We start from the raw sequence: 14777 nt of genomic DNA, 5'->3' as shown, positions 1-14777 counted from the left end.
CTCTAATAGCGACTCGTCTCATTTAACGGTGTTAGTTATGTCGGTTTGTTTCCCATCTCCTTATGTATTAGGGGCGCAATTACACCCATCAGGCTGTCGGTTTACACTGTATGCGCCAGACCAGGACGGCGTACATTTACTATTGTGGCATCAAGCGCACCAACCTCAGCGGATCGCTATGCACGAATATAAGCGTGGCTACTGGACACAAGATGTTGCTGATGTCGTTGCAGGGCAAGAATACAGCTTTGAGGTCTTACAGGATGGTCAAACATGGTACTTGGCCGATCCGTATGCGCAAGCGGTGACTGGTCCCTTACGCTATCAGCCTCCTTATTCACCATCGCAAAGCACATTGCTGGCGCGCTGCCAAGTCGTCGATCATGAGTCTTTTGATTGGCAAGGCGTGTCATCGCCTCAGCGCGCCATACGAGACACTGCGATTTTCGAAACCCATGTTAAAGGGCTAACTCAACAGCACCCAGATGTCTCGCCAACACAGCAAGGACGTTATTTAGGCTTGGTGTCACCAGCGATGTTGGCGTTCTATCAACAACATCAGATTAATTGCCTGCAACTGCTGCCGATTACCTGTTGCTTACCGGAGCCGCATTTACTCAGCCAGCAAAAAACCAACTACTGGGGCTACAACCCATACGTTTGGATGGCACCGGATCCACGCTACGCGGAAAAAAATGCGGTTAACGAGCTGAAAACGGCAATACGCGAACTACACCGCCACGACATCGAAGTCATTCTAGACGTGGTGTTTAATCACACGGCGGAAGGCGGAGAAGGTGGGCCGATTCTTCATTATAAAGCGCTTGATCATGCCATGTACTTACATGATGGCCAACGACTGCGCAACCATACCGGCTGTGGCAATACCATTGATATACGCCATCCTGCTGCCCTGAAGCAGGTGCTCGACACCTTACGGATGTGGGTTACCGACTATCACGTGGATGGGTTTCGGTTCGACCTCGCCGCCATCTTAGGGCGAGACGGCGATACCTTTGATCCCCACAATGCCTTTTTCCATGCCATCGCCCAAGATCCGATCCTTTCTAAGGTCAAATTGATTGCGGAACCATGGGATATAGGCCCCGATGGGTATCAGCTAGGACAATTTCCGGTTAACTGGGCTGAATGTAACGACAAAATCCGCGACATCACGCGCAGTTTATGGCGAGGAGAGCCAGGTATGCTACAGGATTTCGCCACGCGATTGATGGGATCACGCGACTTTTTCAGCGCAGCGTATTGGCCGGATCACCTACCCATCAACTACATCACCTATCATGATGGCTTTACCCTGCAGGATGTGGTCAGTTATGCCAAGCGGCATAATCACGCCAATGGCGAGAACAACCGAGATGGCCATGGCGATAATCGCTCCGCCAACTATGGTGTTGAAGGATCCACAAACAATACTGATATTATTGAGATAAGAACCCGGCAAAAAAGGAATATGATGGCGAGCACCCTCTTCTCGCTGGGGACGCCGCACATTCTAATGGCCGATGTTTTAGGGCACTCGCAACAGGGAAACAACAATGCCTATTGCCAAGACAACCCCATCAGTTGGTTAAACTGGCAAACGCAGGATCATGTTTGGTCAAACTGGCTTGCCACCATGATTGCACGTCGCAATGCTATCATACCGCGCTTTATCGATGCGTTAAGTGGCACACAGCGCCATTGCAATCAGATTGTGTGGCGACATCCGAATGGCGATCCTATTCAAGATCATCAATGGCCAAGCCTGCAAGCACTCAGCTGTCAGATCACACTCGGTGCGCATCATTCTGACGCGGGTCAATCACTGCTCATTGCCATTAACAGCGGCGACACCGCGCACAACCTACGGCTTCCACCAAATCATCAGTGGCGTATTGTCTGTGACAGCGCAACCAATGAAACGACTATCACCACACCCGAGCCATCCCTGATATTGGCAGGCAAGCACTTTGTAGTCTGCATTGACGGTGACTGGCTGTAGCCCAATATTACCCACATCAAAAAGGCAGCTAATGTTAGCTGCCTTTACTTTAGGGTTCTTGCTTCGCCAGACGACGTAAGACTTTACCCTTTCACACCACCAGCCGTCAAACCACCCACTAACCAGCGTTGGGCGAGTAAGAAAACACCTGTGATCGGTACCGCTGAAAGCACGGCTGCGGCCGCGAAATCGCCCCACAGATAGTTCTGCGGATACAAGTACTGCTGCATGCCGACCGCCAAGGTATACGAATCAACATCCGACAACAGAATCGAAGCAACTGGCACCTCACCTACCGCCATGATAAACGACAGAATAAAAACCACAGCCAAGATAGGCACGGAGAGCGGAAGCAGCACCAGCCTGAACGCCTGCCATGGGGTGGCGCCATCCAGTGCTGCGGCTTCTTCCAATGAACCATCAATGCTCTCGAAGTAACCTTTAATGGTCCAAACGTGTAATGCAATCCCGCCCAAGTAGGCAAAGATCAAGCCACCGTGCGTGTTGAGCCCCAAGAACGGAATGTACTGCCCCAACTTATCAAACAAGGCGTAGATAGCCACCAATGCCAACACCGCTGGGAACATCTGGAAGATCATCATCGCGTTCAAGATGGTTTGCTTGCCTTTAAATCGCATACGAGCAAAGGCGTACGCCGAGGTGGTTGAGAGCACCACGATAAACAGCGAGGTGATCCCGGCCACTTTTACCGAATTCCACAGCCATAATAGAACGGGAAACGGCGGTGGCGTGACCGAGCCATCCGGATTAGTTACCGGGAAGCCCAATGCTAATTTCCAATGTTCAAGTGATGGATTTTTCGGGATCAAACTCCCGGTGGCGAAATTCCCTTCACGGAATGAAATCGCAATAATCATTAACAGCGGGAATAGGATCAGCGCCAARAAYAAGCACAAGCCAATATGGGTTGCCCAGACGCGATATTTTAAGGATTTACCTTGTACCATTGCCATATTTASGTCCCTCAGTGCTCGTTTTTCTGCGTCATGCGGAGGTTGATTAACGCCAATGCCCCGACAATCAAGAAAATCAGTGTGGCGATGGCACTTGCCAAGCCAAAGTCTTGACCACCACTGCCTTCAAAGGCGATGCGATAGGTGTAGCTGACCAGCAAGTCGGTATAACCGGCCGGCTCAGTGGTGCCAATGCGATTTGGCCCACCTTCTGTTAACAGCATAATCATCACAAAGTTATTGAAGTTAAAGGCAAAAGCGGCAATCAGCAACGGTGTTAATGGTTTAATCATCATCGGCAGCGTAATACGGGTGAAGTTCTGAATGAAATTCGCGCCGTCAATCGCTGATGCTTCGTAGAGATCATCGGGGATCGCTTTAAGCAAGCCCATACAGAGGATCATCATATAAGGGAAACCAAGCCAGGTATTGACAGTTAACACCATGCTCCGCGCCAAGAACGGGTCAGAGAACCAATTCGGACTGATGCCAAACAGGGCTTCCAATACCATGTTGATTTCACCAAAGCTTTGGTTAAACAAACCGCGGAAAATCAGAATCGAAATAAAGGCTGGCACCGCATAAGGCAGGATCAATAATAAACGGTAGATCGATTTGCCTTTCAGCTCTTCCCACTGCACCAAGCTCGCCAATATCAAACCGATAAAGAGGGTAAACACAACGGTGAGTACAGAAAAAACAATCGTCCAAATAAAGATGCCAATAAAGGGCTCTTTAATCCCCTCATCTGTCCAGACACGCTCAAAGTTATCGGTGCCAATTTGCACCACATAACCGGGCGACACCGTGTCGTCAACAAACTCACCCGAAGCATTAACCGGTTGGTAATACCCTACCTCATCATTGGGTTTGAGTGTCTCACCCGTCTTATTATTGATCAGCGTGCGACCATCCTCTTGCAAACTATACAAAGGCTGAATGGCGGCGAACTTACGTAACCCGCTCATACGAATGGTTTGATCATCTGACAATTGTAAATCTAGATTACCGAGCACCTCTCGATTTTGAATCACATCGCGGAGTGACGCTTTTTGTCCCTCAACACTGTCAATCGGGCTAAGTGACAAGTTTTCATCGGCCAGTGTTGCAAATTCAAATGGCTTGGTAGCATAGCGTGTGTTCTCGCCCTCCACCACAATACGGACACCTTGATCCGTTTGATACAAAGAGAAAGGATAGCTGTCGCCACTTTGAAAGGTTCGCTCTAGTAATACGGACTGGGCGCGCTCAAAAGAGAGTTGGTTTTTGGCGCTATAGTTGGTGAATGACAGCCCGACGGTATAAACCAACGGAAAAATAATGAAGAGGATCATCCCCGCGATACCTGGATAGATATAGCGATGGGCGTATGTTTTTTTACTGCCAAAAATGTACAGCGCTAGTGCGGTTAATACCACAGTTAACAGGGCAAAGGCGGTTTCACCACGCGAATACATCAAGACGGTGGCATAGCCATTGATAATGGCCACAGTAGCCAGTAACGCCCATTTTATGAACGCTTTTGTGCTGCTGGGCAAAGAAGAGCCTGACGTTGTCATAGCTTGGGAACCTTGGACTGACTGCATAAGGAACGCTACTCACATAGTTTTTAAAAAATGCAGGGAGGCAAGCCCCCCCTGCAGATAGAGCTTATTTGACCATTTGCGTTTCCGCATCGTCGAGTGCTTCCTCGACGCTTTGACGGCCATCGACCACATTAATGATGGCGTTTTTGGCAGCTGCCCAGAACCCATTCATTTGTGGAATATTCGGCATCACTTCGCCATGTTTGGCGTTTTCCATGGTTGCCGCAATACGCGGATCTTTGGCAAGTTCCGCCTGATAACTATTCAACGCCACCGCACCCAGAGGTTTATCAGCATTCACCATCGAGAGGCCGTCATTAGTCAACAGATAGTTTTCCAAAAACTCGACCGCCAGCGCTTTGTTTGGCGACGCGGTGCTAATACCGGCACTAAGCACACCAACAAAAGGCTTGGACGCTTCACCTTGGAAGGTAGGTAAGGTGGTGACACCATAATTGATACCTGACTTTTCGATGTTGCCCCACGACCATGGGCCGTTAATGGTCATCGCTGTGTCACCTTGGTTAAAAGAAGACTCAGAAACCGAGTAGTCCATATCTGATGAAATCACGCCATCTTTGACCATCTGCTTCATGAAATGTAGCGCGTCATGCACACCTTGGTTATTGATACCCGCGTCTTTAACATCATAGCCGTTTGCCGTTTGCTTAAACGCGTAGCCGCCATCAGCCGCCATTAATGGCCATGTAAAGTAGGGTTCTTTTAAGTTCCACATGATGGCTGACTTACCCTGCTCTTTGAGCTTGGCATCCATCTCAACCACGTCTTGCCACGTTTCTGGCGGGTTTGGCACCAAATCTTTGTTGTAGATAAGGGAAAGCGATTCTACTGCCACTGGGTAGCCAACGTATTTGCCTTTGTATTTCACCGCATCCCAAGCAAAGTCGACCATGCCTTCTTTTAGACGGTCTGAAGGGCGAATTTCTGCCAACAGGCCTGACTCTGCGTAGCCGCCAAAACGGTCATGCGCCCAAAAAACAATATCTGGACCATCGCCCGTTGACGCCGTTTGCGGGAACTTGTCCTGCAAACCATCAGGGTGAACAACGGTCACAGGAATCCCCGTGTCTTGCTCAAAGCGGTCACCCACTTCTGCTAGGCCGTTATAGCCTTTATCACCGTTAATCCAAATCGTCAGTTGGCCTTCTTCGATATTGGCGTGTGCGCCAAATGAACCCAGTGCAATGAGGGTACCGAGAGCAACAGCGCTAAGTGATTTTTTCATCTTTCTATCCTTCTTCTACTGAGGTGTAGCACGATTCCATGGAGGATGAGCTGTATTTCACGGTCTATCATGGGTAATTCCCGCGCATTCCTCATCATCCTGGCTTCTACGCCCTACGCCTGTGCGAGCGAATTCGTGATCCATATCGCTCGTCGCTAATGATGCGGCTCACAAAAATAAACGGTACGTGATCAACTTCAACTAATTTGCTAATCATTTTGTGATGTACGCCCTCAAACTAAATTAGGGAGGAGATCATCCTCCTCCCCGCCTACTCCCCCTGCAATAATTTCCCCCGGGAGGATGTACCGCTTGCGCAGATACGCGACACTGCTGTCATCAAAAAAGCATCGGGTGGAACCTATCCAATGTGCTTAATCAATGACCAAACAGCGTTCAACAAAAAAGATAACGCTCAAAAATGGCCGATATTGAATAACACAACCACCTATAATGCGTATTGAGCCGAATTAATGAAAAGCGATTGAGGGCGAGCGACATGGCAAGTGTCACGTTTAAAAACGTTTGTAAAGCGTATGACAACGATGTAATGATTTCAAAAAACGTTGACCTAGAGATTAAAGACGGCGAATTTGTTGTTTTTGTCGGTCCATCTGGTTGCGGTAAATCCACTTTATTACGCTGCGTTGCCGGATTAGAAGATATTACATCGGGCGATCTTTATATTGATGAGCAACGCGTCAATGAAATAGAGCCTTCTAAACGCGGCGTGGGAATGGTGTTTCAATCTTACGCGTTGTATCCCCACCTAAATCTTTATGACAACATGTCTTTTGGCCTAAAACTGGCCAAAACGAACAAAGCGGAAGTCGATAAGCGCGTCCATCAAGCGGCGGAGATCTTACAACTCGGCCACTTACTCGACAGACAACCCAAGTCTTTGTCCGGGGGACAACGTCAGCGTGTCGCGATTGGCCGCACCTTGGTGTCTCAACCTCGTGTCTTCCTCCTCGATGAGCCACTTTCCAACCTCGATGCAGGGTTACGCGTGCAGATGCGCGCACAAATTACCAAATTACAACGTCAGCTTGGCTGTACCATGATTTATGTGACCCACGATCAGATCGAAGCCATGACCATGGCAGATAAAATCGTGGTACWAGATGAAGGCCGTGTGGCGCAGGTTGGCAAACCGCTAGAGCTTTATCATTACCCTCAAAACCGCTTTGTCGCGTCGTTTATCGGCTCACCCAAAATGAACTTTATGAGTGTCTTTATTGAGGATGTTGAGCCAAACCGTGTCAAAGTGCAGCTCAGTGAAGGTGCCAGTTTCTGGGTACCTGTCGATGGCAAAACCGTCACGCGCGGCGATCGCATGTCTCTCGGCATTCGTCCTGAGCATTTGGTGGCCGCCAAAGACGGCGATGCGCAAATTGAAGGGGAAGCGACCATTGTCGAGAAGCTAGGCAACGAGACGCAAATTTATCTCAACCTTGAAAGTGCAGACGCAGACGTGATCTATCGCCAACTCGATACCGTTGAGATTGAACCCGGCGAGAAGTACGCCATTGGTATTCCAGCCCATCGCTGCCATTTGTTCCACAGTGACGGTCGAGCGTGTAAACGCCTGCATCGCGAAAATGGCGTCACCTTCGTTGATGAAGAAGACGCAGCCTAATATCACCTTGTAAGAGACTACGACTAGGCCGCATTCGCGGCCTTTTTTATGGTACCGATTCAGACAGAAAAAACGCCAAGGATTAACTTGGCGCAATCTTCATTTTGTCGCCCAAAGGGCTCCGTACCTTCACCCTTGCCAGCAATAAAACACAGTGGCTAATGGGGGGAGATTTAATGTTAGCGATTGAGGCTGGTCGTGCGCCGCGCTTTTATCGGTGCTAAGCGCTGCGTAAACGGGATACCCACTGCCCCAAAACGCCTCATCATCCGAGTTTAATACCAATTGGTAGTCGCCACTCTTCGGCACACCCAGCTGAAAACCATCCCGGGGGACAGGGGTGAAGTTACTCACCACCAGCATCCGCGAGCCGTCATCGCCAAGCCGCTCATGGGCTATCACGCTAATATCTGCAGCGTCTTTTAACCGCCACTCAAATCCTGCCGGATCGCAGTCGAGGCGATGCAGCGCCGGCGTTGAGACATACAGGTGGTTCAGCGCTTTCACCCATGCTTGGATACCTTGATGGCGACCGTATTGCAGCCAATGCCATTCAAGCTGGCTGTCATGGTTCCACTCTGCAGTCTGACCCATCTCCGTGCCCATAAAATTGAGTTTTTTCCCCGGCTGGCCATACATGTAGCCCAAATAGGCACGTAAGTTCGCCGTTTGCTGCCACTCGTCACCAGGCATTTTTCCCATCAATGAGCCTTTTCCATACACCACTTCATCATGAGACAAAGGCAGTACATAGTTCTCGCCAAAAGCGTAAACCAATGGAAATGTTAGCGTGTCGTGGTGATAGCATCGATACACCGGCTCTTCACGGATATAACGTAAACTGTCATTCATCCAACCCATGTTCCATTTAAACCCGAAACCCAGGCCACCCGCATAAATTGGCGAAGAGACCCCGGGAAATGTGGTCGATTCTTCGGCAATCGTCATCGCATTGGGAAAATAGTGATAAACCGACTCGTTCATCCATTTTAACGTGGCAATGGCGTCGTAGTTCTCGTTGCCGCCATCCACGTTGGGGACCCATTGATCCTGCTCACGCGAGTAATCGAGATAAAGCATCGACGCGACGGCATCGACACGCAAACCATCAATGTGAAACTGATCGAGCCAATACAGCGCATTATTCACCAAAAAGCGGCGCACATGCTCTTTACCCATATCGTAGAGATGACAATGCCAGTCGTTGTGCCAGCCACGTCGTGGATCGGGGTCATGATATAAGGGCGTACCATCGAAATAGGCCAATCCATGATCATCGGTAGGGAAATGCCCCGGCACCCAGTCGAGAATGACGCCAATGCCCGCTTGGTGGCAACAATCCACCAAGTACTTAAAATCATCCGGCGAACCATAGCGGCTAGTCGGCGCGAAAAGCCCCACTGGCTGATAGCCCCAAGAACCATAAAAAGGATGCTCACTGACTGGCATCAGCTCTACATGGGTATAACCCATTTCCACCAAGTAAGGGACTAAACGGTGAGCAAGCTCACGATAGCCCAGACACTGACCCGATGCATCTCGCTGCCACGAACCAAGGTGAAGCTCATAAAAAGAGAGCGCTTGCGTATGTTTTTCAGTCACGGGGCGGTCTTGCCACTGCTGATCATGCCATTGATAAGCATGTTGATCATAGGTCAGAGAAGCAAATGACGGGTATTGTTCAGCATACGCACCATAAGGATCGGCTTTGTGCGGTAAACATTGCCCATCGGGACCCGTTAACGCATATTTGTAGCGTTGATTAAGGCCAAGATGAGCGACAAACCCCACCCAAAATCCATCTTCGATGGCAATAAGGCTTCCAGCCTCTGCCTGCCATTGGTTCCAATCACCGATCACACTCACTGATTGTGCATGAGGCGCAAAGAGCACAAACCGTACACCCTCGACCGGTTTGCCCGCGACGGGTAACGTCACCGGATGCGCGCTCATTTGCTGATGTGCAACTCTCGGGTTATATAAAGCAGCCATATCAATTGCAAAATGATCAGGCTGAATAGACTGGGGCAGTATTGAAATGGAAGAATCTGGCATCAGCGACTCCTTATATAAAAAAACGCTCCATCCTATGCGTGTTGGCTGGCACTGAGGATAGAGCGTTAGAGCATGGTATGGTGGTTACGCCGTTTGCCGACTCGCTTGCATGCGCATCCGAGATAAGTCTCTGGCAAGTTGATTCAACTCTTCACGGCTAAAGAGCGTTTCCAAACTGGCCGAAAGCTTACGCCGCCAGTTGGGATATTCGTCTACCGTACCAGGGATATTGACGGGCTTGTCCATCTCCAACCAGTCTTCCAACTGGACGCTTAATAGTGCTGACTTGCCAGCGGCAACATGCAATTGCAACGCGCGGCACAAGTGATCATCCATCGGCACATAACGCGCATCGCCCCCAACCCCATCTGGTAGCATGCCATGCCAGCGCACACTGTCTAAAATGCCCTGCTTGGCTTTCAAACGATCATCAAACAATTGTTGAAGTTGCGCTTCATCTGGGTATAGGCCGAGCTCTTGACCCAGTTTTAAATCGYCGCAATGCCAAAAGCCACGAATGGTTGGCATATCATGGGTGGAAAGCGTCGCCATCGCCTGCTCGGTATAGTGCGCCGGAGAAATAAAGCCCCCGTCTTCTTCTGAAGTTTCAAAGAAGAATACCTTGTAGGAATGCACGCCCGCATCGGCAAGTAACGCACCAATTTCATCTGGGACCGTCCCCAAGTCCTCGCCAATCACACTGCATTGATGACGGTGCGACTCAAGCGCTAAAATCGCGAGCATGTCTTTAACGGGATAGTACAAGTAAGCGCCCTCGGTGGCATTTTTCCCCTTAGGGATCCACCATAAGCGCAGCAAGCCCAGTACATGATCGATACGCAACGCCCCACAATGACGCATATTGGCCCGCAACAACTCGATGTAGGCATGATAGCCAGTGTGTTTCAGTGCTTGCGGATCAAATGGCGGTAAGCCCCAGTTTTGCCCCCGAGGTCCCAACACATCCGGCGGCGCACCGATACTGGCATCCAGTACTAAGGGCGAGTTGTCCGACCAGGTTTCGCTTCCCGCGTCTGACACCCCAACAGCGAGATCACGGTACAAGCCCAGCGACATCCCCTGCTCTTCAGCAATGGCTTGTACCTCTTCCATTTGACCTTCGGCAATCCACTGTAAGTACATGTACAGTTGGATGTCGTCGCTGTGCTGCTCGATAAATGCTTGCGTCGCTGCATTTTCATAGCGACGATATTTTTCAGGGAATACGGGCCAGCCCCAAGCATGAGGGTCTTCCGCGCGTAAATGTTGATGCAAGGCATCAAAGGTGGCTTGCTGTTTTAAGCTCTCTCCGCCTTTTTCAATAAAGTCTAAAAACGCACGGCCACGTCGAGTCTGTTGCAGCAGTTCGCGTTGCTTAAACTCTTGAAACAACAAAGGCAATACGGCCATTTTTAGGGCGGCGACTTCGCTATAATCGACCCAGTGAGTGTCGCGCACTGCTTGCAGGCGACGCTGGAACTCGGCGCTGCCCACGAGTTGCTGCGCACGGGCGCTCAAACAAAACTCACGAACGTTGCTCACATCAATGTACAAAAGATTAAGCCAGCGGCGTGATGAGGGACTATAAGGGCTCGCGGCTTCTGGGTTAGCAGGGAACAACGCATGAATGGGGTTAAGGCCAACAAAGTCCGCGCCACGCGAGGCGAGCTCACTGACCAATTGTTTCAAGTCACCAAAATCACCAATCCCCCAGTTGTGAGGGGTACGCAGTGTGTAGAGCTGAATACTCGGGCCCCACATTTTTTTGTGTTGATCCAGTTCAGGTTGTTTATAGCATTGAGTAGGCGCCATGATGAGCGTCATTTGGTACGGTGATTGACGCCGTTTACGTATCACAGAAAGGCGATGATAGCCCCACGGTAGGGAGCAAGGCAGGCTAAACACTAATGGGCCGCCATTACTGCGCTCATCGCGAACGATTTGTGACTGTAAGTAACCCTCAAAGCACTCGCCCTGTTCGGTTTCCAACCGCCAACTAAAGTCACTTTCTCGCGCACTGGTCCCTAAATGAAGCGCAATTTCGACTGGCTCATTCTCCTGTACCACTTGCACGGGCGCGAGCACATCCGCTTTATGTTTCTTCGCCGCCGATGCCAATAACGCCTCGTCATTTCGTGTGTCATAGCCAAGTGACGTTAGTAAGTCATGTAAGGTACTGTCCGGCACGGCCGCTTCTAAGCCCCATGCACTGATATAGCGATCAGCGAGGTTGGCCATTTGTGCGACTGTCTTCAATGCAGATTCTTTCATCGCTTTCTCCGAGGGGTCTGCCCCCTTCTTTTATTGGGCAATATTGTTGTCATTATTGTTAGATGGCAAGGCTCATTCCCTGCCATCTATGAGGTTGTTAACCCATTATTTTGCAATTAGCGCTTAATCGCTTCTAACTGCCAAATGTTAGTAACGTAATCGCGAATTGAGCGGTCTGAGCTAAACTTACCGACCAGCGCGGTGTTTAGAATGGCTTTACGTGCCCATTGCGACGCGTCACGGTAATCACGGTCAATGTCATTATGTGCGCGCACGTAATCGGCAAAGTCAGCCAAACACAGGTACGGGTCGCCGCTACCCATGACACTGTCAAAGACAGGACGCAACGCCCCAGGCTGACCTGGCGTAAACGTCTCATCCAACAGACTGTCCAAGGCAGCCTTCAATAGAGGCTGGCTATGATAGACCGCTTCAGGCTGATAGCCTTTTTTGCGCAACGCCGTGACGCCATCGACATCAAGACCAAAGATATAGATGTTGTCGTCACCCACTTCTTCACGGATTTCCACGTTCGCGCCATCCATGGTGCCAATGGTGAGCGCGCCATTGAGTGCCATTTTCATGTTCCCCGTGCCAGACGCTTCTTTACCGGCCATAGAAATCTGCTCAGACACATCGGCAGCAGGAATAATGATTTCCGCCATACTGACACGATAATCAGGAATAAATACCACTTTGAGCTTGTCACCGACTCGTGGATCATTATTAATGGTTTCAGCCACCTTATTAATCGCATAGATGATCGATTTTGCTAATTCATAGCCAGGTGCCGCTTTCGCAGCAAAAAAGACCACACGCGGCGCCATATCGAAATTCGGCTCATTGATGAGGCGCTGGTACAGTGAAATGACGTGTAATAGATTAAGGTGCTGGCGCTTATATTCATGCAGGCGCTTAATTTGTACATCAAAAATCGCATCGGTATTTAGGGTGATATCGAGGTGCTCTTTGACCCATCCCGCCAAACGCTGCTTGTTGCGCTTTTTGACATCCATAAACGTCTTTTGAAAAGCAGTGTCGTCCGCGTATTGTGCAATCTGCTCGAGTTGCTCCAATTGCGCTGGCCACTGCTCACCGATTTTCTCACTGATCAAGTTGGACAAATCAGGATTACAGAACTTCAACCAACGACGCGGTGTGATGCCATTGGTCACATTTTGAATGCGCCCTGGGTATAGCGCGTCAAATTCTGGGAATAAATCACGCTTAACCAACTGAGAATGCAAGGCGGCAACGCCATTCACCGCATAAGAGCCAACCACACATAAATTAGCCATGCGCACCATGCGCTCACCTTTGTCGTCAATCACAGACAACACCTGCTTTTTGGCCACATCGCCGGGCCACTTCGCTTCTACCTCTTGCATGAAGCGATGGTTGATCTCAAAAATGATCTCCATATGACGCGGCAGCAAACTGGCAATCAACGCCTCACTCCAGGTTTCCAGCGCTTCGGGCAGTAAGGTGTGGTTGGTGTAAGCAAAGGTACGACTGGCGATGGACCAAGCCTCATCCCAGCCCAGACGATAATCATCCAGCAATACGCGCATCAGCTCAGGAATAGCGATGGTGGGGTGAGTATCGTTCAACTGAATGGTTTCGTAGTCTGGTAATGCGGCCAATGCATGCCCTGCCTCTAGATGACGACGGAGAATGTCTGATACAGAAGCTGCACTGTGGAAATACTGCTGCATTAAGCGCAATGTTTTACCCGCATCGTGGTTATCGTTGGGGTACAAGACTTTGGTCAAATTCCCTGCAGCGATGGCGGATTGCTGAGCCTGGGTATAGTCACCGTCATTAAAGGCATCAAGGGCAAACGGCGTTAACGCCCGTCCTTCCCACAGGCGCAATGGGTACACAGTATTGCTTTGATAACCCACAATCGGCAGATCCCAGGGCATGGCCTGAATTTTCATGCCCGGCACCCACTGACGGTACGTGTGCCCTGAGTCCTCAATCACCTCTACATGGCCATAAAAACCAATGGTTTGCGCTAAGTCAGGGCGTACCACTTCCCACGGGTAACCTTCAGGCTCACGCCACGCATCCGGTGCTTCTTGTTGTGCGCCCTCTTTGAATGACTGGCGGAACAAACCATATTCATAGTGCAAGCCATAGCCGACCGCAGGATACTGTTGGGCCGCCAATGAATCCATAAAGCAAGCGGCGAGACGCCCCAAGCCGCCATTGCCCAAAGACGGATCACGCTCTTGTTCAAGTAAATCCGTTAACCCGAGGCCAAGCTCACTCACGGCATCGGCAATCGCATCGTACAAGCCCATGCTAATTAAATTGTTGCCGGTTAACCGACCAATCAAAAACTCGAGGGATAAATAGTTAACACTTTTAGCTTGTTTAATGGCTTGATCGTGTTCAGTGGCTACCAGATCACTCGTGGTATGTTCGGCTAATGCACGGCCCAGTGCGAGGTACCAGTCGCGCAGCTGAGCGGTGTCTGGTGCGTGACCTAACTGGGTTAGGTGTTGAACCATACTGATTTTAAACGCACTTTTATCAAACGCATGTTGCTGTTTTGGTGTCATGTCGTCGCTCTCGATAATGGAATGAAACCTTGATGGTTATTCATCCTGCCCAACCCGAGCACGGCAAACATCCTCCCACGTCATTCTCATCAAAGGAGGAGACCACAGGGCGTAGAGAGCCAGGTCACATAGCAATAGTGAGCCGCCTCTCATCAAATCCATGAGCAGCCCTTTATCGAGTGACCTAAGTCACGCTATGAAACAAAAAAGGCGCTACGCCCACGGTGAAAAACATCGCTTTCCTTTTGTGATTTTTGTGCGCTAACGCAAATTAAGCCCTAATAAACCGAGATGGATGTGTATCTCAATCATTAAAAAGGCCACCAATATGACTTTTAAGTGATATAAATCACAATTAAAAGGCGTAGCTGCACTAAATTGGGGCATCCGTTAAGAGATCAGGGATAGATCATAGTTTGTGCGTTTGAAGTTACATA

At 49.9% G+C, this 14777-nt stretch carries 7 protein-coding genes and 1 pseudogene; 2 read left to right on the top strand and 6 right to left on the bottom strand.

The window, feature by feature from the left end:
- Positions 1-37 precede the first annotated feature (37 nt).
- Positions 38-2002, top strand: a complete 1965-nt coding sequence (locus tag BZG73_RS11495) for a glycogen debranching protein (RefSeq protein WP_077668360.1) — start codon at positions 38-40, stop codon at positions 2000-2002.
- Positions 2003-2085: 83 nt separating this feature from the next.
- Here the strand turns inward: BZG73_RS11495 and malG are convergent, their stop codons facing one another.
- The 3 genes from malG to malE form a co-directional block, all read right to left on the bottom strand.
- A complete protein-coding gene (malG, locus tag BZG73_RS11490; RefSeq protein WP_046075898.1) occupies positions 2086-2976 on the bottom strand; it encodes a maltose ABC transporter permease MalG in 891 nt (296 codons plus the stop codon).
- Positions 2977-2987: 11 nt separating this feature from the next.
- Positions 2988-4562 carry a maltose ABC transporter permease MalF gene (gene malF, locus BZG73_RS11485; protein WP_077668359.1) on the bottom strand — a complete coding sequence of 525 codons (1575 nt, stop codon included), beginning with the start codon at positions 4560-4562 and terminating at the stop codon, positions 2988-2990.
- A gap of 64 nt (positions 4563-4626) precedes the next feature.
- Positions 4627-5808, bottom strand: a complete 1182-nt coding sequence (gene malE / locus BZG73_RS11480; RefSeq protein WP_077668358.1) for a maltose/maltodextrin ABC transporter substrate-binding protein MalE — start codon at positions 5806-5808, stop codon at positions 4627-4629.
- 499 nt (positions 5809-6307) lie between these two features.
- On the opposite strand from malE, the gene malK reads away from it, so the two are divergent.
- Positions 6308-7447, top strand: coding sequence for a maltose/maltodextrin ABC transporter ATP-binding protein MalK (malK, locus tag BZG73_RS11475; protein ID WP_077668357.1), 1140 nt, complete (start codon positions 6308-6310; stop codon positions 7445-7447).
- Positions 7448-7576: 129 nt separating this feature from the next.
- Here the strand turns inward: malK and glgB are convergent.
- The 3 genes and pseudogenes from glgB to BZG73_RS11460 form a co-directional block, all read right to left on the bottom strand.
- A pseudogene (gene glgB, locus BZG73_RS11470) lies at positions 7577-9430 on the bottom strand (1,4-alpha-glucan branching protein GlgB); the annotation flags it as partial.
- 156 nt (positions 9431-9586) lie between these two features.
- The gene (malQ, locus tag BZG73_RS11465; RefSeq protein WP_077668355.1) at positions 9587-11773 is read right to left on the bottom strand and encodes a 4-alpha-glucanotransferase; all 2187 of its coding nucleotides are present in this window, start codon (positions 11771-11773) and stop codon (positions 9587-9589) included.
- 116 nt (positions 11774-11889) lie between these two features.
- The gene (locus BZG73_RS11460) at positions 11890-14340 is read right to left on the bottom strand and encodes a glycogen/starch/alpha-glucan phosphorylase (protein WP_077666720.1); all 2451 of its coding nucleotides are present in this window, start codon (positions 14338-14340) and stop codon (positions 11890-11892) included.
- Positions 14341-14777: the final 437 nt, after the last annotated feature.

Origin of the sequence: Salinivibrio siamensis, from assembly GCF_001996005.1 — a bacterium.
Taxonomy (GTDB): Bacteria; Pseudomonadota; Gammaproteobacteria; order Enterobacterales; family Vibrionaceae; genus Salinivibrio; species Salinivibrio siamensis.
This window is presented reverse-complemented; position numbering and strand designations above follow the sequence as displayed.